Annotated in this window: 23 protein-coding genes; 17 read left to right on the top strand and 6 right to left on the bottom strand. The window is 37.3% G+C overall.

The genetic code is table 11. From position 1 onward, the window contains the following. Positions 1-872 precede the first annotated feature (872 nt). The 15 genes from IQ237_RS07990 to IQ237_RS07920 all read left to right on the top strand — a co-directional run bounded on the left by IQ237_RS07990 (position 873) and on the right by IQ237_RS07920 (position 14592). Entirely contained in the window at positions 873-1793 is a 921-nt protein-coding gene (locus IQ237_RS07990; protein ID WP_194053922.1) for an RluA family pseudouridine synthase, read from the top strand. 718 nt (positions 1794-2511) lie between these two features. Further along, positions 2512-3033, top strand: coding sequence for a phycocyanin subunit beta (locus tag IQ237_RS07985; RefSeq protein ID WP_096565049.1), 522 nt, complete (start codon positions 2512-2514; stop codon positions 3031-3033). A gap of 109 nt (positions 3034-3142) precedes the next feature. After that, positions 3143-3631, top strand: a complete 489-nt coding sequence (cpcA, locus tag IQ237_RS07980) for a phycocyanin subunit alpha (protein WP_096565051.1) — start codon at positions 3143-3145, stop codon at positions 3629-3631. Positions 3632-3987: 356 nt separating this feature from the next. Continuing rightward, positions 3988-4848, top strand: a complete 861-nt coding sequence (locus tag IQ237_RS07975) for a phycobilisome linker polypeptide (protein ID WP_194053920.1) — start codon at positions 3988-3990, stop codon at positions 4846-4848. A gap of 50 nt (positions 4849-4898) precedes the next feature. Then, positions 4899-5138: a phycobilisome linker polypeptide gene (locus tag IQ237_RS07970; RefSeq protein ID WP_194053918.1), complete on the top strand. Its 240-nt coding sequence runs from the start codon at positions 4899-4901 to the stop codon at positions 5136-5138. A gap of 10 nt (positions 5139-5148) precedes the next feature. After that, entirely contained in the window at positions 5149-5973 is an 825-nt protein-coding gene (locus tag IQ237_RS07965; protein ID WP_194053916.1) for a HEAT repeat domain-containing protein, read from the top strand. A gap of 103 nt (positions 5974-6076) precedes the next feature. Continuing rightward, a complete protein-coding gene (locus IQ237_RS07960; protein WP_194053914.1) occupies positions 6077-6691 on the top strand; it encodes a HEAT repeat domain-containing protein in 615 nt (204 codons plus the stop codon). A 139-nt stretch (positions 6692-6830) separates the two neighbouring features. After that, positions 6831-7670 (top strand): phycobilisome rod-core linker polypeptide, encoded by an 840-nt coding sequence (locus tag IQ237_RS07955; RefSeq protein WP_194053912.1) that lies wholly within the window; start codon positions 6831-6833, stop codon positions 7668-7670. Between the two features lie 42 nt (positions 7671-7712). Next, positions 7713-7850, top strand: coding sequence for a hypothetical protein (locus IQ237_RS07950; protein WP_194053910.1), 138 nt, complete (start codon positions 7713-7715; stop codon positions 7848-7850). Beyond that, entirely contained in the window at positions 7832-8575 is a 744-nt protein-coding gene (locus IQ237_RS07945) for a phycobilisome rod-core linker polypeptide (RefSeq protein ID WP_194053908.1), read from the top strand. Before IQ237_RS07950 ends, IQ237_RS07945 begins: the two co-directional genes overlap by 19 nt. 152 nt (positions 8576-8727) lie before the next feature. After that, positions 8728-9489, top strand: a complete 762-nt coding sequence (locus tag IQ237_RS07940) for a phycobilisome rod-core linker polypeptide (RefSeq protein WP_194053899.1) — start codon at positions 8728-8730, stop codon at positions 9487-9489. 197 nt (positions 9490-9686) lie between these two features. Then, the gene (locus IQ237_RS07935) at positions 9687-10304 is read left to right on the top strand and encodes a DUF3859 domain-containing protein (RefSeq protein WP_194053897.1); all 618 of its coding nucleotides are present in this window, start codon (positions 9687-9689) and stop codon (positions 10302-10304) included. A 2-nt stretch (positions 10305-10306) separates the two neighbouring features. After that, positions 10307-12037, top strand: a complete 1731-nt coding sequence (locus IQ237_RS07930) for an asparagine synthetase B (RefSeq protein ID WP_194053895.1) — start codon at positions 10307-10309, stop codon at positions 12035-12037. Beyond that, a complete protein-coding gene (locus IQ237_RS07925; RefSeq protein ID WP_194053893.1) occupies positions 11995-13230 on the top strand; it encodes a decarboxylase in 1236 nt (411 codons plus the stop codon). Before IQ237_RS07930 ends, IQ237_RS07925 begins: the two co-directional genes overlap by 43 nt. A 63-nt stretch (positions 13231-13293) precedes the next feature. Beyond that, positions 13294-14592, top strand: coding sequence for a hypothetical protein (locus IQ237_RS07920; RefSeq protein ID WP_194053891.1), 1299 nt, complete (start codon positions 13294-13296; stop codon positions 14590-14592). Positions 14593-14608: 16 nt separating this feature from the next. Here the strand turns inward: IQ237_RS07920 and IQ237_RS07915 are convergent, their stop codons facing one another. Genes IQ237_RS07915 through IQ237_RS07900 form a run of 5 tightly spaced genes read right to left on the bottom strand, consistent with a single transcriptional unit; the run spans position 14609 to position 18604 of the window. Then, entirely contained in the window at positions 14609-15070 is a 462-nt protein-coding gene (locus tag IQ237_RS07915) for a DUF29 domain-containing protein (RefSeq protein WP_194053889.1), read from the bottom strand. A 55-nt stretch (positions 15071-15125) separates the two neighbouring features. After that, positions 15126-15269: a hypothetical protein gene (locus IQ237_RS26200; protein WP_228019856.1), complete on the bottom strand. Its 144-nt coding sequence runs from the start codon at positions 15267-15269 to the stop codon at positions 15126-15128. Between the two features lie 55 nt (positions 15270-15324). Further along, on the bottom strand, positions 15325-15546 hold the full coding sequence (locus IQ237_RS26195) for a hypothetical protein (RefSeq protein WP_228019853.1): 222 nt from the start codon (positions 15544-15546) through the stop codon (positions 15325-15327). Between the two features lie 15 nt (positions 15547-15561). Then, on the bottom strand, positions 15562-16860 hold the full coding sequence (locus IQ237_RS07905; RefSeq protein ID WP_194053887.1) for an AAA family ATPase: 1299 nt from the start codon (positions 16858-16860) through the stop codon (positions 15562-15564). Positions 16861-16864: 4 nt separating this feature from the next. After that, entirely contained in the window at positions 16865-18604 is a 1740-nt protein-coding gene (locus IQ237_RS07900; RefSeq protein ID WP_194053885.1) for an asparagine synthetase B, read from the bottom strand. Between the two features lie 369 nt (positions 18605-18973). On the opposite strand from IQ237_RS07900, the gene IQ237_RS07895 reads away from it, so the two are divergent. Next, positions 18974-19654: a phosphorylase gene (locus IQ237_RS07895; RefSeq protein ID WP_194053883.1), complete on the top strand. Its 681-nt coding sequence runs from the start codon at positions 18974-18976 to the stop codon at positions 19652-19654. A 216-nt stretch (positions 19655-19870) separates the two neighbouring features. Here IQ237_RS07895 and IQ237_RS07890 read toward each other — a convergent pair whose 3' ends face one another. Continuing rightward, the gene (locus IQ237_RS07890; protein ID WP_194053881.1) at positions 19871-20107 is read right to left on the bottom strand and encodes a hypothetical protein; all 237 of its coding nucleotides are present in this window, start codon (positions 20105-20107) and stop codon (positions 19871-19873) included. A gap of 393 nt (positions 20108-20500) precedes the next feature. Here IQ237_RS07890 and IQ237_RS07885 point away from each other — a divergent pair, with 393 nt between their 5' ends. Then, on the top strand, positions 20501-21487 hold the full coding sequence (locus IQ237_RS07885; RefSeq protein WP_194053879.1) for a cyanophycin synthetase: 987 nt from the start codon (positions 20501-20503) through the stop codon (positions 21485-21487). Positions 21488-21555 lie beyond the last annotated feature (68 nt).

Raw genomic sequence — 21555 nt, 5'->3', positions numbered from 1 at the left:
CCCCACACCCCACTCACCCCTCACCTGGGCAAAAAGCAGAACTTATCTAAGCATTCCGCTATCAGCAGTCAGCAGTCAGTTTTTTCCAGGTTTGACCAAAAATCATGATTTGCTTATCTACCAATCAAATTTTCTGGTTATTGACTTCTGAATGCTGAATTATTTATTTCTAATTCTTTGTATTTCCGTCTTCAATGATGTGGCAAATGTGTAGATGCTCAGGTGTAGATGCTCAGTAATTACCTAATAATTTCACGTTACTATAGATTTACCAGGGAAATAAAAAACTATTTTAAACCTAATATAAAAAATTAAAGTTAATACAAAAATTAGTAATGAAAATAGCAGTTTATCAATTGATAATTGACAATTGACAATTGATAATTGTTTCATTCAAGGTTTAAAACCTCCCCTTTGAAGGGGAAAAACCAAAAAAATCCGCTTTTTCAATCCTCTGACTTTCAGGGAGAGGTCATTGTCAATTGTCCATTCTTGAAAAATACTATGTTTCACCTGATTTTGCTGATCAAACAAGATGTTTGTGCTTAAAATCAATAGTCGTTTTCAGCTAGTAAAGCTAATGACTACAAAGCAAATGTACTGTAAATTAGCTATAATATCCCGGCCTATTTCTACTCATACAGTGCTTAATTTATTCTTTTCCTCTTTCATAATTCACTATCAGGATAATTTATGGGACTGGGGACTGGGAACTGGGAACTGGGGACTGGGACAAGATTTTAGATTTTAGATTGGAGTTCATGAAATACAATCCAAAATCCAAAATCCAAAATCCAAAATTGTACCACCAATCACCAATCTATGATATCAGTAGAATTTTCATATACTTAGCTGTTTAAAATTAACCAACTGTGACCGATATTAATCTTTTAGTCCAAGAGAAAACTGAACGTCTGGATCGTTATCTGTCATCTGCAATACCTGATTTATCTCGTTCCCGTGTACAACAGTTAATTGAACAGGGTCATGTTCAAGTTAATGATCAAGTTTGTACATCTAAAAAAATAAATCTCAAAGTTGGCGATCGCATTTGTTTAGAAATTCCCGCAGTTCAACCGTTGGCACTGGTAGCAGAAGATATCCCTTTAGATATTCTCTACGAAGATGAGCAATTACTCATTCTCAATAAACCCGCAGGTTTGGTAGTTCATCCAGCACCTGGTCACGCAGATGGTACATTAGTAAATGCTTTGTTAGCACATTGTCCTAATTTACCGGGAATTGGTGGTATGCAACGTCCTGGTATTGTTCACAGATTAGATAAAGATACAACTGGAGCGATTGCTATTGCTAAAACTGATATCGCCTATCAACACCTACAAGCACAACTACAAGCAAAAACAGCACGCCGAGAATATTTAGGGGTGGTTTATGGTGCGCCCAAAACCGAAAGCGGAACGGTAGATTTACCCATTGGTCGTCATCCCCAAGACCGCAAAAAAATGGCCATAGTCTCCATAGAAGAGGGGGGTAGGTCAGCCATAACCCATTGGCAAGTGAAAGAAAGGCTGGGGAACTACACCTTGATCCATTTCCAGTTAGAAACAGGGCGTACCCATCAAATTCGCGTCCACAGTGCCAAAATTGGTCATCCTATAGTCGGCGACCCTGTTTATGGTTCTGGTCGCTCTATAGGGGTAAATTTGCCCGGTCAAGCATTACACGCTTGGCGACTCAAGTTGCAACATCCCATTTCTGGAGATTGGGTGGAAGTAACCGCACCCCTACCCCAAACCTTTACAAAGCTATTAGAAGTCCTGCGTCGTAGGTGATTGGTGATTGGTAATGGGTAATGGGTAATACAATTTTGGATTTTGGATTTTGGATTGTTTTTGTCAATTCCAATCTAAAATCTAAAATCTAAAATTTTCTTCCCCAGTCACCAGTCCCCAGTCACCACCTCCCTGAAATCCCCCCAGGGAGGTTAATTTAACAGATTCTCAACAATATTTAGAAATGTAAATTTTACATTCTTTAATATAAACTACTGAGTCTAGATATGATCCCAAAATCTCTGTAATTTAGTAATGGTATATGGTTTCAGAATCATTAAATTAATATAAAATGTATAAAATTTCTTCTTATCTAGAAACTTAATGAAGTTTTGTAACAAAAATTAGCAACTTTTGGGGTATACATCTCTTATATGTAAAGGATTTGAGGCTTTTCTTATTACCTGATCTTATTTATTCATAAATTGTAACAAATAAAGTCTCTATAGCAGTGTATAAACTAATCTGGAGGGGTTCAAAAACAGAGCAAAGTTAAACGAGGCAACCAATCCAATCTCGTTGGCTGGTTTCTCATAAAATTACCTCTGATTCTCATAATTTCTGCCTTAGGGAAGATAGACAAGAAAATGAGAAAAGAAGTAGACAACAACTTAGCTTTGATTAACTCATTGTTTTTGAGCATCCATTCCTGATTGATAAAACAGCAACTGTTTCAATCAACACAACTCTCAACTAAGTAATTAGGAGATTAGAGTCCATGACATTAGATGTATTTTCCAAGGTTGTTACTCAAGCTGACGCTAGAGGCGAATTCTTAAGCACCGAACAACTAGATGCTTTGACAGCAGTTGTAGCTGCTGGTAGCAAGCGTTTGGACGTTGTTAACCGCATCACCAGCAACGCTAAAGATATCGTTACCAACGCTGCTCGTGCTTTATTTGAAGAACAGCCCCAATTGATCGCTCCTGGCGGTAACGCTTACACCAACCGTCGCATGGCTGCTTGTCTGCGCGACATGGAAATCATCTTACGCTATGTTACCTACGCTGCATTGGCTGGTGACGCTAGTGTTCTCGATGACCGTTGCTTAAATGGCTTACGTGAAACTTACCAAGCTTTGGGTACTCCTGGTGCTTCCGTAGCTGTTGGTGTTCAAAAAATGAAAGAAGCTGCTATCAATATCGTTAACGATCCCAACGGTATCACCAAAGGTGATTGCAGTTCTTTAGTTTCTGAATTGGCAAGCTACTTCGATCGTGCTGCTGCTGCTGTTGTTTAATCAACGTTGTTTAACCAACAAGTACAAACAAGTACAAGTAGTCCACAGCTAAAGCTAAAAATCGAGCTATTCCAACAAGATACGAAACCAATCAAGGAGAAATTAGACCATGAAAACCCCAATTACCGAAGCTATCGCATCTGCTGATACCCAAGGACGTTTCCTGAGCAACACAGAATTACAAGCTGTTAACGGTCGTTTTGTACGTGCCGCTGCCAGCATGGAAGCTGCTCGTGGTTTGACAGCTAACGCTCAAAAGCTGATTGATGGTGCTACCAACGCTGTATACAGCAAATTCCCCTACACCACCTCTACACCAGGCGCTCAATTTGCTGCTGATGCTCGTGGTAAGTCTAAGTGCGCTCGTGACGTTGGTCACTACCTCCGCATCATCACTTACAGCTTGGTTGCTGGTGGCACAGGTCCTTTGGATGAGTTCCTAATTGCTGGTTTGGCTGAAATCAACAGCGCATTTGATTTGTCTCCTAGCTGGTATGTTGAAGCTTTGAAATATATCAAAGGCAACCACGGTTTGAGCGGTCAAGCTGCTAACGAAGCTAACACCTACATTGACTACGCTATCAACGCTCTCAGCTAGATAGCTTCTTGCCCGGAGAGGGGTACAAGTGCTGGATGAAGTTTATCCTTTTGGGATTAAATCAGTTTTCGTGGGGAATCTCTTTTCACTCGACTGGACTGAATCACCTAGCAGTTGGATCTCGCTCCGGGCATAGTTTTATGTATGTGAGGTGACAGGTGACAGGTGAAAGGTGACAGTAAGAAGGCAAGAGGCAAGAGTGATTAACTTTGACTGTTGACTGAACTTCTCTGCATTTGATGTCCCAACTACCTTATCTGTGGCTATAGCTAACAAATAACCAATTTGATGCAAACAGCAATTGGTTAGAAAGAGCAGTATTGCTAATCAAAATTGCGAATCAAAGGGGAAAAACAATGGCAATTACAGCAGCAGCGTCTAGGCTGGGAACTGAGCCTTTTAGTGATTCACGTCGAGTTGAACTGCGCCCCAATGCCAGCCGCGAAGAAGTGGAAATGGTGATTAAAGCCGTTTATCGCCAAGTTTTAGGAAACGACTATATTCTGGCATCGGATCGCTTGAAGAGTGCAGAGTCACTGTTGCGGGATGGTAATTTGACCGTGCGTGAGTTTGTGCGGAGCGTTGCTAAGTCAGAACTCTACAAATCCAAATTCTTCTATAACAGTTTCCAAACGCGGTTAATTGAACTCAACTATAAACATTTGTTGGGTCGCGCTCCTCTGGATGAGTCTGAGGTGACATACCACTTAGATTTATATATTAACGAGGGTTACGATGCAGAAATCGACTCTTATATAGATTCGATGGAGTATCAAAACAACTTTGGCGACAATGTTGTTCCTTATTATCGCGGGTTTGATTTTCAACCAGGACAAACATCTGCTGGTTTTACCCGGATGTTCCGTTTGTACCGTGGATATGCCAATAGTGATACTGCTCAGGTAGAAGGTAGCAAATCACGTTTGGCACGGGAATTAGCTAGTAACAAAGCTTCCTCCGTTGTCGGTCCATCGGGAAGTAATGATAATTGGGCATTCCGTCCATCTGCGGATAATGCACCTAAGCAAAACTTAGGTAATGCTGTAGGGAAATCGGATCGCGTTTACCGAATTGAAGTAGCGGGCATACGCAATCCAGGATACCCCAGCGTGCGCCGCAGCAGCACAGCATTTATAGTACCTTACGAGCGTCTTTCTGACAAGATTCAGCAAATTCACAAACAAGGCGGAAAAATAGTCAGTATTACATCTACGTAAGATATTGTGCTGTTTGTTGGTATAACCCATCAAGAGGAGATTTAGAAGTAATGTTCGGTCAAACTACACTTGGTGCTAGTAGCGTTTCTTCATCTGCAAGCCGTGTATTTCGTTATGAAGTTGTAGGCTTAAAGCAAAACCAAGAAACCGACAAAAATAATTTCAGCATTCGTCGTAGCGGTAGCGTATTTATTACCGTACCCTACAGCCGGATGACTGAAGAAATGCAGCGGATTAGCCGCTTAGGTGGCAGAATTGTCAAAATTGAACCTTTGACTGTAGCAGGATAAAGCACTGGTAATGATAGAACCCAGTACGACAGAACATTCTGCCGAAAATGGGGCGCAGTTGACACCAGAGCAAGCCATCGCTAACCTGCAATCATTAGATTTAAGTCTCCGCTATTATGCCGCTTGGTGGTTGGGTAAATTTCGAGTCAGTGAGCCAGAAGCCGTAGACGCACTCATTACAGCGTTAGAGGATGAAGCTGACAAAACAGAACTAGGAGGTTATCCACTCCGACGGAATGCAGCCAGAGCATTGGGAAAATTGGGCAGTCCTAAAGCTATACCGGGCTTGATTCAGTGTTTGGAATGCTCAGATTTTTATGTGCGAGAAGCAGCAGCCCAATCTTTAGCAATGCTTAACGCTGAAACTGCAATACCAGCACTGATCAAAATGCTAGATGGGGGTGTTGCCAAGGCCGTGCAAGTACCAGGCCGCCCCCATCTTACCCAACCATATCAGGCAGTGTTAGAAGCCTTGGGAGCTATTGGTGCAACTGAGGCTGTTTCCCTAATTCAGCCTTTTTTAGAGCATCCAGTCACAAGGGTGCAATGCTCCGCAGCTAGGGCTATGTATCAACTCACCCAAGATTCTCAGTATGGGGAATTTTTGGTGACAATGATGCAAAACAGTGATCTGAAATTGCGGCGCTCTATTTTGGGGGATTTGGGAGCGATTGGTTATATGGCTGCTGCTGATGCGATCGCCCACGCTCAGGCAGAAAATAGTTTCAAACTCATGGCACTCAAAGGATTGTTAGAACATCAACTTGTTGATAAATCAGATTCTGTTTCTGAACAGGCAGTCCGAGTCATGAACCTGATGGATTCACTTTTATAAGTGGGTGATTGGTAATGGGTAATTGGTAATGCGTAATTGGTAAATTTATTACTGTCACCTGTCACCTGTCACCTGTCACCTTCCAACTACTGACCACTGAGACATGGATGAACTAATTAATGCTGTTAAGCAAGCGGAAACATCAGCCCAAATGGTGACAGCAGTGAAGAACCTAGCAGCAGCTAAAGATCCAAAGGCTGTTTCTACCTTAATTGCTGTTTTTGGTTACAATAACCCAGCAGCAGCGGTGGTGGCAGTAACAGGACTCACAGAACTGGGAGAAATGGCAGTACCTCAGTTGCTAGAACAAATTGATGATTATAACTATGGCGCACGGGCTTATTCGATTCGCACCTTAGCAGCGATCGCTGATCCCCGTGCTTTAGATGTGTTAATCTCAACTGCTGCTACAGACTTCGCGCCTAGTGTACGCCGTGCTGCTGCTAAAGGATTAGGAAATTTAAACTGGTCTCAATTAGGCATGGCTGAACGTCAAACAGCTATCAATCGCGCATTAGAAACACTGCTGTTGATTTGTCAAGACACAGACTGGTCAATTCGCTATGCTGCCATTGTTGGTTTACAGGCTTTGGCAAAAATAGCGGAGATAAGAGAAACCATCTTGACTTTCTTCCAAGAAATGCTGGCTAATGATAGTGAACAAGCTGTGTGCGCTCGCATTCAATTAGCTTCTAGTAGTTTGGGTTTAACCACTTGAGGCGTTACGCACAAGCTACGGAATAATTAACCGCAAAGTACGCAAAGTACACAAAGGAAAGAGGTTTTTGAGAAGTTTTGCATCAGTCCTGAGCTTGTTTAGCTTAAACTCAATACCATAAAACAAGGTAAAAGTCAAGATGTCAATACCACTTTTAGAATATTCTCCTTCTTCACAAAATCAGCGTGTCGAAGGTTACGAAGTTCCCAACGAAGACACCCCAACCGTTTATAAACTGAACTACGCCACATCAGATCAAGATGTTGATGCGATTATTTGGGCAGGATATCGGCAGATTTTTAGCGAACATCTGATTTTAAGCAGTTATCGTCAAAAATTTTTAGAATCTCAACTGCGAAACCGGGCTATTACTGTTCGTGATTTTATCCGGGGTTTGGGTAAATCAGATGTTTTCCGCTCTCAAGTAGCAGAGGTTAATTCTAACTATCGCTTAGTTGATATTATCCTCAAGCGGTTTGTGGGACGGGCAGCTTACAACAAAGATGAAGAAATTGCTTGGTCTATTGTTATTGCGACCAAAGGCGTACATGGCTTTATTGATGCGTTGTTAGACTCTGACGAGTACCTAGAAAACTTTGGCGATGATATTGTACCTTATCAGCGTCGTCGCTTTGGTTCACGTCCTTTTAACTTAGTCAACCCCCGTTACAATGCCAACTGGCGCGATACCCAAAGTATGCGTTCTTTTGGTTATCGTTCCTTCTACAGCATCCGCACTTCAGGAACTCTCACCACTGAAGATATCCGCAAAGCTATTCCAGCTAACTTCTTGGCAATGGCTGGAAACATCATTACTCCCGAACGCAACTACCAAAGAACAATTGCTGCTGTGACTTCTCAAATCAAAACTTTGGAAATTCCCGATACTTCACGGGATGTAACCACAGAAGAAGTAACCATTAAACCAGTACCTGTTTCTCTACCTTACAGCTATATCCCTGCACTCTCGAAAAATTAGGGAATAGGTGACAGGTGAAAAGTGACAGGTGACAGGTGACAGGTGACAGGTGACAGAAAAGAGTGTTTACCAATTACCAATTACCAATTACCAATTACCAATTACCAATTACCAATTACCAATTACCAATTACCAATTACAACTTACAAACAACATAAAATATGGCAATACCTTTACTAGAATATAAACCCAGTTCACAAAATCAACGGGTTGCTGGTTACGAAGTACCCAACGAAGACACCCCCAGAGTTTACCGCATTGAAGATTATGCTTTTGGTGGTGAAGTTGAAGAATTAATTTGGGCTGCTTATCGCCAGCTTTTTAGCGAACACGTCATCCTCAAATTCTACCGCCAAGGTAATTTAGAATCTCAGGTAAAAAATAAAGCTATTACTGTCCGTGATTTTATCCGGGGTTTGGCTAAATCTGAAGCTTTCCAAGATTTGGTAATTAAAACCAATTCTAATTATCGTTTAGTAGAAATTGGACTCAAGCGGTTGTTAGGTCGTGCGCCTTACAACAAAGATGAAGAAATCGCTTGGTCTATCAAAATTGCAACTAGCGGCTGGGATGGTTTTGTTGATGCTTTGGTAGATTCTCAAGAGTATCAAAGCTGCTTTGGGGAAAATATTGTTCCTTACCAACGCCGACGCTATAAAGACAGACCCTTTAATTTGGTAACACCCCGCTATGCTGACTATTGGCGGGATAAGCTAGAAGCTGAACGCTACAAACCCGGTAGTATAAGCGATTTCATGAAAATGGCTGCTGCTGTTAATATCAGGATTGTTACTTACACACCAGTTAGCACAGCTAACATTGCAATTCCCGATACTACTAGGGAAACAGTACCCGCAGGTGTTCCTGTGTCTATCAGTCCTAGTGCTAGTTTCCCAGTTCGCTAAATCTCTTAATTAGGTATGTAACCTAATGCGGGAAAATAGTTAAAGTGCGAATTGGGAATTTGAGTGATCAAATCTAATTCTGTTTTTAAACAAACCCAATTCTGTTTTTAAACGAAACGAAACGAATTTATTCACAAGAGGAAAGACGCAGCATGGCACTGCCATTACTTCAATACAAACCATCTACCCAAAACCACCGCGTTAGCAGTTTCGGTGTTGCTGATAAAAACGAAGATACTCCTTATATCTACCGTTTAGAAGATGTTAGTTCTTACACTGACATTCAAAGCATCATTTGGGCTTCCTATCGCCAAGTTTTCAGCGAACATGAAATTTTGAAGTTTAACCGCCAAATTACTTTAGAATCTCAACTGAAAAATGGTTCTTTGTCTGTTAAAGACTTCATTCGTGGTTTAGCTAAATCCGAAGCTTTCTATCGTTTAGTTGTTTCTGTTAACAACAACTATCGTTTAGTAGATATCACCCTCAAGCGCCTTTTGGGTCGTTCTGCTTACAACAAAGAAGAAGAAATTGCTTGGTCTATTGTTATTGGTACTAAGGGTTTTGATGGCTTTGTTGATGCTTTGGTAGACAGCGAAGAATATAACCAAAACTTTGGTGATAACACCGTACCTTACCAACGTAAACGCATGGAAGGTCGTCCCTATAACTTGGTTACTCCTCGTTACGGTGTGGACTTCCAAGAAACAGCAGGTACAGTCAGAACCGACTGGCGCTTTGTGTTGGAAAACTTCTACACTGCAAAGGCGAAAACAAAACGTCTCAGAGAAGGCGATCCTGGCAAGTTTGCAGATATGGCCGCTTCTCTGTCTGGTAAGGGTAACTATGCTCAAAGAATCTCTTCTTTTGACATTGATTACTTGAATGAAGTTCCTTATCGTGGTAAACGCTAAAATCGGTAATTCTCTAATTACCTATTGATTACCTAAACTTTCTACTGGGTCTGGTTTTTACTTTGATATGATAACGAGTTGGCGGTTTCTATGTTAGCTAGTTATGGTGTTAGGTGAAAACTAGACCCTTGGTTATGGGTCATTGGTGATTGGTGATTGGGAGGAGAAAAATAGAAGTTTTTTAATTTTTAATTATTATGGAACAGCGATTAACTCAAGAACAATTAAACCAAATTATTGCTGAAGTTCAAGGTTTACAATTACGTCAAGAAGCTGAATTTGACCAACAACAAGTTCAGCAAATTTTACAAGAGTTAAATTTACCTCCAGAGTTGTTAGATGAAGCTTTGATTCAGTTGCGTCGTCGTCAAGCTTTGGAGGTGCAACAACGTCGTAATAAGTTGATAGCTTTTGGGGTGGTTGGGGCGCTTATTATAACTATTGGTGGTGTGGTATTTTTAAATCAAAAAAATGCTTCTTTATTAGCTAATGTTTCTGCACAGCAAGATAAAATTACTTTAGCTAATGAACAACAAATAAATACTGTTTCTCGTCAAGCTAATGGTGATGTTTTTTATCGTGTGACTTTGAAAGATGCACCGATAGGTAAAAAATTATCTCTTAGTTGTAATTGGATAGATCCTAGTGGAAAAATTGTGAAGCAAAATAGTTATGAAACTAAAGATGTAACTACTTCTATTTGGAATACTCGCTGTAAATATCCTATCAATTCTGCTGCACCTGTGGGTAATTGGAAGGTGGAAATGTTGCTGGATGGGAGAAAAATTAGTGAAGAAATTTTTGTTGTGCAATAGTTATGTTATCCTATCATTTTATCGGTTATTGGGGTGAGAAGAAGGAAGATTTTATCACGCAGAGACGCAGAGACGCAGAGAGAGGAGGGAAGGGAGAAGGGTTTGTTTTTGAGGTTGTTTATGTGGGGTGTGATGATGCACGGGAGATAGAAGGAAATACTATTGCTGCTCTTTCTGCTTCGGGTTTTTCTGATGCTGATGTTTGGGTGAAGATAGAAGATAATAGGTTGATTTTGGGTAGGGAGGTTTTTGGGAGAGTTCCTTTATTTTGGAGTTATAAAAATAATTCTGAAAATAATACTGTTTGGTTTGCTTCTCGGTTAGATTTGCTTTTAGAAATGATAGATAAACCGGAAGTTTGTATTTCTGGTTTATATGGTTATTCTTGTTTTTCTTATGTTCCTACTCCTTTAACTCCTGTTGAGGGTGTTTTTTCTGTGAGTGCGGGAACTGAGGTAGTTTTTAATATTGATAATATTGAAAATTACGAAGTGAGAAAATTTTATCAATGGGTTGAATCTCCAGAACAAATTACAGATGAAAATACCGCAGTTTCTCAATTACAAGGTTTATTAAAAAATGCGGTGGAAAGACAAATTAATGATTTAAAAGATGATCCTGTAGGTGTGTTTTTATCTGGGGGTTTAGATTCTTCTATTGTTGCTGCTTTGTTGGTAAATGCAGGGGTTAAAGTTCGCGCTTATAGTTTAGATTTTGGTGAGTTTGGTATTTCTGAATATCCTTATGCGGAACAGGTGGCAGATTTTTTAAATATTCCTATTGTTAAGGTTGATGCAAGTCCGAAAAATATTAAAAATGCAATTATTCCTACTGTTAAAGCTTTAGATTTACCTTTTGGTGACGGTGTTACTGTTCCTTTATATCTTTTAAATAAAGTCGCTTCTCAAGAAACTAAGGTAATTTTTAATGGTGAAGGTGGTGATCAATTATTTGCCGGTTGGACTAATAAACCTTTAATTGCTGCGGGTATTTATCAAAGTGAACATCCGCATAAAAATGAGGGTTTTATTCAACAATATTTGCGAACTTTTCACCGTCTCTGGGGTTATGAATCTAGGGTGTATCAACCGGATATTTATGCTCAGATTCAAGGTTTAAATGCCCAGGAATGGCTGTTAGATGGGTTAGATAGTCGTTTTTGTCCTTCGTTGTTACATCGTCTGCGTCGTGCTAGTTTGATGTTAAAGGGAGCGCAAAATATTCATCCCCGTGCAACTGCGTTAAGTTTTGTGCATGGGTTAAATGTGCGATCGCCTTTTTGTGATTTACTATTAGCAAAATGGACTTTTCAGCTATCTGGTGAACTCTGTTTACAAGGTGCTTGTGAAAAGTATATTCTCAAACGCGCTGTAGAAAATTTGCTACCCTCGGAAATAGTCTGGAGACAAAAGCGGGGGATGGGTGTTCCCTTAACTTCTTGGTGTGTAAATAATTTTTGGCATGATCTTGGTAATTGGCTAAATCCGGGTATACTAAAGGCAGAAAATATTTTTTACTCTGATATTGCTGCAAAAATTGTCACTGGAGAATTAGGAGGAAACATTCAAGGACGACGGATAGGTGAGATACTTTGGTTACTTATTATGTGGGAACTTTGGTATTTTCACGTTTTTGGCGTAAAACTAGGATCGAAATCTGGAAATCATCCATTTTTATTACCCTATTGGTTATGGAAACAATACAAAAAATTAACCAAAGATTTTCAAGTTTAACAACTCCTTTTTCTTGGGAAACTGCTCAAGAATTATTGGAAATTTACGGTTCTCCTTTATATGTTTATGATGGCGATATTTTAAATCAAACTATTTCCCATATTACTAACTCTTTCAATTATCCTCTAACTCGGTTTTATTTTGCCAGTGTCACTAATGGAAATATTGCGTTATTGAAGATATTTAAAAATGCTGGTTGGGGACTTCATGCTAATACACCAGGTGATATTTATTTAGGTTTAAATGCTGGTTTTGCACCTTCGGAAATTGTGTATAGCGGTAGTAATTTAAGTCGGGAGGAAATGGAACAGGTTTTAAATTGGGGTGTGAATACTTTAAATTTGGATAGTATTTCTCAGTTGCGTTTGTTGTGTGAGATTTTTTTGTCTCACGCAGAGACGCAGAGACGCGGAGAGGAAGAGGAGTTACGTCTTGGTTTAAGGTTAAATGTTTCTGAAGATAGTCGTATTGGTGTTAGTGTAACAGATTTTGATCAGGCAGTTACTATTGCGAGGAATGCAGGTTTAAAGATTTCGGGTTTACATTTTTATCGGGGTACGGGAACTAATGCAACTTCTGCTTTTACTAATGTTATTGATGAGGTAATATCCATGGCAGAAAATTTACCAGATTGGCAATATTTAGATTTTGGTGGAGGTTTTGGTTTTCCTTATCATCATGATGGTTTTGCTTTTGATTGGGGAATTTTTGGGTATGAATTAAGTAGAAGAATCAGCAATTTAGGAAAAAAGATTAATTTGATTATTGAACCAGGACGCTCTGCTGTAGCTCGTTGTGGAACTTTGTTAGCTCAGGTTGTATCTGTGAAATGGCAAGGTAATAAACAAGTTTTAGGTGTAGATTCTACGGTTGCTAATCTTTCTGTTCCTGCTGTACATGGAGGTTTTCGAGAAATTATAAGTTGGAAAAATCAAACTTATGAAAAGTATATCACGGATGTTTGTGGAAATACCACTTATTCACGGGATTATTTAGGTAAAAATTGTCAACTTCCCGCTTTAAAACTTGGTGATATGATCGCTATTTTAGATGTGGGTGCTTATGGTTATGCGATGTCTTCCCATTTTTTACATCGTCCTAAACCTGCGGAAGTTTTAATAGAAAATGGTACTCATCGGTTAATTAGAAAACGAGAAGATTACAGTGTTTTACTGAATAATCAAATAGTTTAGTTTACTTAAATATATTACCAATTACCAATTACCAATTACCAATTACCCATTACCAAAAAATCTATGAAATGTATTAACTGCGGAACTGACAATAAATTAAAAGACAGAACAGCAAATCAAGGAAGATGTAAACAATGTAATCATCCTTTTGTTTTTGAACCAACTACAATAGGGAATTTGAAAATTACAGATCCCATGTTTGCTAAAATATTGGCTGATATTTCTGCTAACAATACTTTATATTTTACACCTAAGCAGCTTTTATATTTTTTAGATAATCGCATCCGTAACAAAGCGTTTCAAAACCGTAGTTTTGTGTTTTTATATTTCTTTTTCAATATTTGGGTTACTCTCTTTGTCGGAGGAATAACAAGTGCTTTTTTACCTAATTCTTTTCTGGTTGCTAATTTAGTTTATCAATCAGCGACTATTTTCTACTTATTTAATAACACCAAATCAAGTAAATTAACTACTGCAAGTCGCAAAGCAAGTGCTAAAACTTTACGCATTGTGGGAATATTAATTCTAGTATTGGGAATATTGGTAAGTTTAACGGTAAACTCGTTTCCTATTTTTTGTATGTTGGTAATTTTAGGAATGTTGTCAATATTTTTAGGAACTCGACAGTTAGGAAGAGTGGTAAATTTACCACAGGAATTTTTAGTTACTCAATCTTATGTTGATGGTTGGTTAGAAAATTGGCAAACAGTTAATGGTATAATTAATACAATTTTACCTGAACCACAAAATCAAATTTCACCTACATCTATTAACCCCGATGTGACTGCTTATAGTTTTGATCGTTTGATAGTTTGTGATCGTGCTAATATTGCACAATTATTAATTGCTAATAATTTCCATTTTGAAAATAACTGTGCAATTTTGAGTGTCAATGGTTATCCTCAAAATATTTTTAGCACCACAATGGAAATGTTACGCAGAAACCCCAATTTACAAGTTTTTGCTCTCCATGATTGTAGTCCTAAAGGTGTCAGTTTGGTGCATCATCTCCGCACCAGTGAGAACTGGTTTTTAAATAGTGATGTGACTATTATTGATTTGGGTTTATTAGCGCGTCAAATTATTGCTAATAAGAGGGGAATGTTTGTCAGAAATGATTCTGCTTCCGCTAAAAAATCTACAGAGTTACCTTTAGAAATTCGTCAAAGTTTAACTGCGGAAGAGTTAGCTTGGTTAGATGCGGGTAATTTTGTGGAATTAGAATCTTTTTCCCCACAAATGTTGATTAAAGTTCTCAGAAGTGGTATTTCTGGAAGTTTGAATTTAACAAATGATGATAGTAGTATGATATTAATTGGTGATTCTGGGAATGATATTTATATGGTGGAAAGTTTTGGTTAAATGTTTACAATGCAAGTTACAGATTATGCTCCCAATATTTTGCAGATAAAAGTAAATCTGTACCAAAATCAAATGGCCATGTATCAGGAAAATCTGTTTGTTTATAATCAACGGAAACAATATCTAAAGCATCAGCATAAACTTCTGTAAATATTTGTGCTAGATAAGGTTTTAAACTGGGAGATTCTTTCAATAAAACTTTGATTTGTTTTCGTTGTTCTATAATAGTTACTTCCCATCCATTGAAGTTTTCAGAACTGTTAACATACATCCGTTTGAGAATATGCGCTATCAAAACTAATAATCTATTTCTTAATTCCCGTCTTTCGCTTTTTCCCAAACTTTCAATCTCCTCTATTAAATTTTCAAAATCAAGATTTTCTACATCTTTTGCTTTAAGTTGAGCAACGGTTCTTTCGCACCAAGCAAGAAAATCTGTTTCATATAAAATATCATGTTTTGGTATATTTTGTATCATTTCTATTGCTCCGGGAGTGATTTTTACTTGATTTTCTCAAATATACAATTAACAATTACTGAGAATTTGCTTGTTGTTTTTTAACTGCACGAGCAATTAGAGGAGCCATTTTTTCTAACCCTTTTAAGTCAATACTACCAGCACAATATAAATTATACCATACTTGACGCTGGCGCATCACTTGTGAGCCATTTTGCAAACGTAATCTTTTTAAAGTAAATTCTGCTTTTTCTAGTTTCTCAGGTGGTACTTTATCAGTAATAACTAACTGGAGTGAAGGTTAACAAAATTTCAAACCAGTCATCCTCAACTTCAAATGGATCAAGAACTTGGTTATCAAGAGTACCTTTACTACTATTAACCCAACCAGACACAAAACGGTAATTAGTCCATTCGTAAGCTAAATGACGATGATTTTCACAAGATAAAAAATGCTCTAAATCTTGCGGTTCTGGTGGTGGATTAAACTTTAACATCTTTAGTATTGAGTTTTATAAACCTGAATTTATTCTCTCTGTTGTGACTATCCAGCGCGGCCAAAATGGATCATGTCCTGGTAAAAGTTTTAGCAGTTCTTGATGTATTTGTGATTGTGTTCTTAAATGTTCGGGAAAATCGCTCATATCATCATGACGCATCCATGCTTCTGCTGCTTCAATGGCAATTTCTGATTCTTGAGAACGCGCTTGTTTGAGTCCAAAGATTTCCGAAGTTAACCATCCTACTGTATCTCCTTGTTTAGTCCAGAAAATTTCATTCAGTTCAACATCTTTTCCTTGCATTTCAAATAGAAATAATTTGTCCTTATCTTCATCAAAAAGTGGTTCTAATGAAGCTAAAACCAGGGGAGAATGAGTAGTAACTAACGTCTGAATTTTCATATTTTGCTGTATATTTTCGATGCGGTAAGGAATAAAAATAGGCGGAGTAGTGACAAAAGGCATATCTTTTAATACATCATTTATTACTGATAAAACAGATGGTAAAATGACTCTTTGCCAGCGAGGATGCAGGTGAGACTCTATTTCATCAATTAGTAAAACTATTTTATTCATTGGTTCTTGCTGTGTTAGTTCAGCAGCTTTTAGGTGTTCATACCACGTCCATACTAATAAATAAGCAAGTCCCAAAATACGCTTCATTCCTGCTGATGCTTGGGTAATGGGAATATTACCGTAAGGAAGATTAATTGTAGGAATATCTCTCACATCATCTATAGATACTCGCGTTGGTTCTCCTATTTCTATCCATTCATCAGGATGGGGGGCAAGTTTTTTAACTGCACGATCTAAAATATGAAATGGTGTTTTTTGTGGTTGATTTTGCCAATTTATCCAATCTTGAACTAGACCATTACAAATAACTTTTCTTTTTAATTTCAAGCCATTCCAAAGAGTATCTGTGGTAAAATTATAAGCACTCTCACGATTACGAAGAGGGTCAAAAACTGAGAAACTACCATCAACACGAACAAAAATAACTACCTCGTTAAACTCAGGAGGTGATGGAACATTTGTCCATTGTTGTTCAGAAAAATTAAAACCACTTTGATAGTCTTTTAAAGCATATTTAGTTTCAATTTGGGAGATAATTTCTGGGGGTTGTTCTGTATTTCTTTGCGGATAAGCTGGTTGTTCTACCCAATTTCCGGTAAGTACCCACCAAGCAACATCTAGTAAAAAGCTTTTACCTAGTCCATTATCACCAGTAAAGATATTCAGTCTATCAGCAAATTCAACATCAAATTGAGAAGATGGTCCTACAGACCTTAAATGAAGTTCTTTTAACATTTGACTATTTCTTAAATACGGATTTATTTACCTGCAACCAAATTTCCAAACTAACCAATAACCATAGTTTAACACCATAACGCCCCCAAATATCACCTTGAAAATCTAACCAGTTCCGCAAAATATCCTGATTAATATAAGCTGCAATCTCACTATTTCTATTTAACAACAATTTCCGCGCTTGTTTTTGCCAATATTTCCTAAATCCTAATTGTACAGGAACCATCATGCCACTTTTAGGACGATGAATAATACTATCTGGTAAAATATACCTAACTGCGTTTTTCAAAACTGCTTTTTCTTCGACTCCTGAAAGTTTATATTCTGGGGGAATTTGCATACTGAAATCAACTATTCGTTGATCAAATAATGGTGATAAACCTTGTAAACCTGCTGCTTGGGTTAAGTTATTCACTTTAGTTAATATATGATCTGCTCCTTTAAATTTAATATTCAATTTCATTAATCTATTTAAATAATTAGCATCGGCATTTAAATCATGGTAAAATACAGAAGATTCATTTTTTACACTTTGCCAAATTTCCGGTTTTAATAGTTGTGGTAAGTCTAAAGCACATTTTTGGAAAGATATTAAATAAGCTGTTAAAGCATCTTGATTATTAATTGTACCATATAAACTATTAATCAACATTGGTTGATTTTTGGGACCGCCAAAACAAGGATCTCCTCCTTCTCCATTTAATGTAATCTCTACATTTTCTCTCGCTAGTTTAGCTATTAATAAATTTGGTACTGTTAAAGGATCACCGATAGGATCATCTAAATATAACATTGTTTCTGGTAAACGTTCCCACATTTCCCGAAAGGTAATTTCTAAAATGTGATGTTGGGTTTGACAATGTTGTGCAACTAAGCTAGAAAATTCTAATTCATTGGGTGTTTCTGTACCAAAATGAATGGAATAAGTATGCACTGGTGCGTTATGTAATTTTGCTGCTAATGCGGTAATACTGCTAGAGTCTAAACCACCAGAAAGAAATACTCCCAAAGGTTGATTTTCTGGTAAATATTCTTTGATAACTTGTTCTAGTAAAGCATTTAATTTCTCGCTATACCATTCTAAAGGTTGATTAACATCTATTACTTTTTCTTGGAGTTGCCAATAATGATAAACTTGATTTGATGGCATTTCTATAAGTGTGCCAGGACGAATTTCTTTCACATTTTGCCAAAGTGTTCTTGCTCCTGGAACAAATGCACAACATAAATAATCTCGTAATGCTATTAAATCTAAGTCATTGTTTCTATGAGGTGCAAGGGTGGTTAATTTGGGAGCAATCCAGCGAGTCAAACCTTTAGCTGTATAATATAAAGTTCGGCTACCTATGGCATCTCTGACTAAATATAATTCTTGCTTTTCTCGATCCCAAACTACTAAGTTAAACATCCCTAATAATAGGGTTAAACATTGAAAATTATACTTTTCCCAAAGTTGTACAATTATTTGTTGATTACTGATTTTTTCGGGAGAATCAATATTTATTCTTTGGAGGAGTTCTGAACGATTACTTAACCATATATCGCCAACTAATACAAATCTTTCGCTAAGACTAATGGCAAAATTTTCTGAGGCAGAAATAACAGCAAATTGTTCATCTTGCCAGGTGACATTTGCTTTTAAAGCATCTACAATATCTAATTTTCCATAAGCTACATACCAAGTAGGTATTACTTCCAAATTAGAATTTACTGATTGAGGATTTTGAAAAAAATTAAAAAACATATTAAATTATCCACGAATGCACGTAGACACGAAGCAGCTTATACCGTTTCTTTATGAGACTGCGCTAAATTTTCTGACCTCTTTCTTTGTGTTGTTTGTGTTCTTGGCGGTTCGTTATATAATTTAGCGCATCTTTATACAAAATTGGTATTACCAAAGGGTAGTACACTAAGGAAGATAACAGAAAGATAAAATGAGTGATCTGGCAATGGAAAATGAACACATAAATTGGTTATTTCTTGATAATTGATTCTAACAAGATAGTGCAGTAATATACAAGATGAAAAAAGTTGATATTACGGTAGAGTATAATTTATATTATACAGTCAAATGAAAAATATTTGATGATAACTATTAAAAATAACATCAATGATTAACACAATTTTAGTACCCCAAGGAGCAGAAAACCAAGCCGTTTGTCGTGGTTTAAGTCGTGTTAAAGGTTTGCAACCACAGGTGATAGCAATACCCCTGGGAATGAAATCACTGTACCAGTTTTTGGAAAAAAATTGTCAACATTTAAATCAACTTAATCAACGAGTGCTGCTGATGGGTTTATGTGGCAGTTTAAATGAGCATTACAAGGTTGGTGATATAGTTCTCTATCGAGATTGTATGTATCAAAGAAATCTGCAAAAGTGCGATCGCACCTTGATCACAGAGATACATAACCAACTTGGGGATACAGTATGTTTTGTGAAGGGATTAACGAGCGATCGCGTCATATCCCTAGCAGCAGAAAAACAAAATTTACATCTACAATCTGGCGCTGATGTTGTTGATATGGAAGGATTCCCATTCTTAGAATTTTTCCAGCCACTAGGGTTATCAACCGCAATATTACGAGTCGTTAGTGATGATACTCTCCATGATATACCTAACCTAACAACAGCCATTAGCACCGATGGTTCACTTCAACCTCTACCCCTGGCCTTAACATTTATCCGTCAACCCCTAGCTGCTACCCGCTTGATTCGCAGTTCCTTACAAGCACTCAAAATATTAGAAACACTAGCTTACTGTTTAGCCAGTTCCTCAACTCGGATATAGATCCCCGATTTCTTTGCGAAGTCGGGAATCTGAGGATCACTTCAATCATGGACAATTGACAATGAACAATTGACAATTACCTCTCTGGTTGAAAGGAGAAGATTGACAAAGCTGAATTTTTGGCTTTTTTACCCTGTAAACGGAAGTTTTAAACCTTGAATGAAAAAATTGTCAATTGTCAATTATCAATTATCAATTGATATGATAACTCAAAGCTTAAATCGCCGCTGCTTCCCGTTGAGAATCAAAGAAAATCTCGAAAGAACCATCAGGTATGAGTTGACGCAAGTGCTGAATATAACCATCTGCATCTGAACGACTACGGAATCTGGCAATAATTACACGCTCTTGATTCGCAACCACGCGAGCTATAGCCCAACTATTCAGCCGATTTCTATAAGAAATTGCTGGATTTTTTGATTTGGTATCTTTGTCATCTGTGTTTTGTGGCATGATTATATTATCCGTATGAATTTAATTGATTGGCGTTAGTGTGTCTCTTAGGGGGGATAACACTAGCGCCTTTAATTGACGATGCCACTTTGTTATTACATAATTCTTGGATTGTCAATACTTAGTGCAACAATTTGTTTTTACTAGGCAATAAAACCTAGAAAATATTATTTCCAGATTTTTCACGATACACAAATAAAGTTAATATCAACAGTGCTGAATGCTTGGTAAATAAAACAACATTTTTCATTAAAATTTTACCTCTTACTTAGACAAAATTACATATCAATTTGTAAATCATTGTAGCATGAATATACAATTTGTGAGAATATATATTGCGTATTGCCTCTACTAATCTGGCAAATTATCTGATACATCAAACAGGAATATTGTATGAAATTCACTGCATCAATTTTAAAAAAAGTTGCTACAGAAATGGGCGCTAATGTTGTAATAGAACCTGAATATGAACTAATTGGACATATTACGTTTAAAAATGGAAAAATAACCGTTTTTGATAACACGAGATTCAATATTAATGGTTTTGGTTCGGCAAATTTAGCACAGGATAAAGCCTTTTCTAATTATTTTTTGGGTAAACTTGGTTATCGAGTTACAGAAGGAAAAACATTTTTTAATGATAAAATGTGTGCAAAAGTCGCCAACCCTAGAAATATCCATGATGGTTGGAACTATGCCCAAGAATTAGGATTCCCTGTAATTGTTAAACCTTTAAATCTCAGTTTAGGAATTTTAGTTACCAAAGTATATAATAAACAGGAATATTATCAAGTAGCAGAAAAAATACTTGCTACTCAGTCTGTCTTAATTGTAGAAAGATTTTATAACGGCAATGACTTTAGGATTTTAGTTTTAGATAATGAAGTTATAGCGGCTTATCAAAGAATACCTTTATCTGTAACTGGTGATGCTAAATCTACTATTTTAGAATTACTACAAAACAAACGTGAACAGTTAATCAAAACAGGGGAAAAGATATTAATTGATGTCGAAGATTTTCGCATTATCAAAAAATTAAATCAACAAAATCTTACCTTTGACAGTGTACTTGCCGAAGATACTTTAATTTATCTTTTAGACAATGCAAATTTATCTACAGGTGGTGATGCAGTAGATTTTACTGATAAAATTCATCCTGATTTTCAGAAACTAGCGATTAATATCACTAAAGATATGGGTTTGAGATTAGCAGGTGTAGATATTCTCACCGCTGATCTTACTCAACCCATAGTAGATTATACTCTGTTGGAAATTAATAGCGCCCCTGGTTTAGCTCATTATGCCTTACTGGGAGAAAAGCAAATACAACAAGTAGAAGATTTATATCGGAAAATTTTGCAAGCATTAGAAAACGAATAAATGTGGTAAGGAGTCAGGAGAATGGCTTCGCCACGCTTCGCGAACAAGGAGCCAGGAGTAGATTCAAT

This window comes from Sphaerospermopsis sp. LEGE 08334 (assembly GCF_015207205.1).
Taxonomy (GTDB): Bacteria; Cyanobacteriota; Cyanobacteriia; order Cyanobacteriales; family Nostocaceae; genus Sphaerospermopsis.
This window is presented reverse-complemented; position numbering and strand designations above follow the sequence as displayed.

Bases quoted from the DNA above. Each gene is read 5' to 3' on its own strand.
- IQ237_RS07985 (WP_096565049.1), top strand. From the start codon at position 2,512: ATGACATTAGATGTATTTTCCAAGGTTGTTACTCAAGCTGACGCTAGA.
- cpcA (WP_096565051.1), top strand. From the start codon at position 3,143: ATGAAAACCCCAATTACCGAAGCTATCGCATCTGCTGATACCCAAGGA.
- IQ237_RS07975 (WP_194053920.1), top strand. From the start codon at position 3,988: ATGGCAATTACAGCAGCAGCGTCTAGGCTGGGAACTGAGCCTTTTAGT.
- IQ237_RS07970 (WP_194053918.1), top strand. From the start codon at position 4,899: ATGTTCGGTCAAACTACACTTGGTGCTAGTAGCGTTTCTTCATCTGCA.
- IQ237_RS07965 (WP_194053916.1), top strand. From the start codon at position 5,149: ATGATAGAACCCAGTACGACAGAACATTCTGCCGAAAATGGGGCGCAG.
- IQ237_RS07960 (WP_194053914.1), top strand. From the start codon at position 6,077: ATGGATGAACTAATTAATGCTGTTAAGCAAGCGGAAACATCAGCCCAA.
- IQ237_RS07955 (WP_194053912.1), top strand. From the start codon at position 6,831: ATGTCAATACCACTTTTAGAATATTCTCCTTCTTCACAAAATCAGCGT.
- IQ237_RS07945 (WP_194053908.1), top strand. From the start codon at position 7,832: ATGGCAATACCTTTACTAGAATATAAACCCAGTTCACAAAATCAACGG.
- IQ237_RS07940 (WP_194053899.1), top strand. From the start codon at position 8,728: ATGGCACTGCCATTACTTCAATACAAACCATCTACCCAAAACCACCGC.
- IQ237_RS07935 (WP_194053897.1), top strand. From the start codon at position 9,687: ATGGAACAGCGATTAACTCAAGAACAATTAAACCAAATTATTGCTGAA.
- IQ237_RS07930 (WP_194053895.1), top strand. From the start codon at position 10,307: ATGTTATCCTATCATTTTATCGGTTATTGGGGTGAGAAGAAGGAAGAT.
- IQ237_RS07925 (WP_194053893.1), top strand. From the start codon at position 11,995: ATGGAAACAATACAAAAAATTAACCAAAGATTTTCAAGTTTAACAACT.
- IQ237_RS07920 (WP_194053891.1), top strand. From the start codon at position 13,294: ATGAAATGTATTAACTGCGGAACTGACAATAAATTAAAAGACAGAACA.
- IQ237_RS07915 (WP_194053889.1), bottom strand. From the start codon at position 15,070: ATGATACAAAATATACCAAAACATGATATTTTATATGAAACAGATTTT.
- IQ237_RS26195 (WP_228019853.1), bottom strand. From the start codon at position 15,546: ATGTTAAAGTTTAATCCACCACCAGAACCGCAAGATTTAGAGCATTTT.
- IQ237_RS07905 (WP_194053887.1), bottom strand. From the start codon at position 16,860: ATGTTAAAAGAACTTCATTTAAGGTCTGTAGGACCATCTTCTCAATTT.
- IQ237_RS07900 (WP_194053885.1), bottom strand. From the start codon at position 18,604: ATGTTTTTTAATTTTTTTCAAAATCCTCAATCAGTAAATTCTAATTTG.
- IQ237_RS07895 (WP_194053883.1), top strand. From the start codon at position 18,974: ATGATTAACACAATTTTAGTACCCCAAGGAGCAGAAAACCAAGCCGTT.
- IQ237_RS07890 (WP_194053881.1), bottom strand. From the start codon at position 20,107: ATGCCACAAAACACAGATGACAAAGATACCAAATCAAAAAATCCAGCA.
- IQ237_RS07885 (WP_194053879.1), top strand. From the start codon at position 20,501: ATGAAATTCACTGCATCAATTTTAAAAAAAGTTGCTACAGAAATGGGC.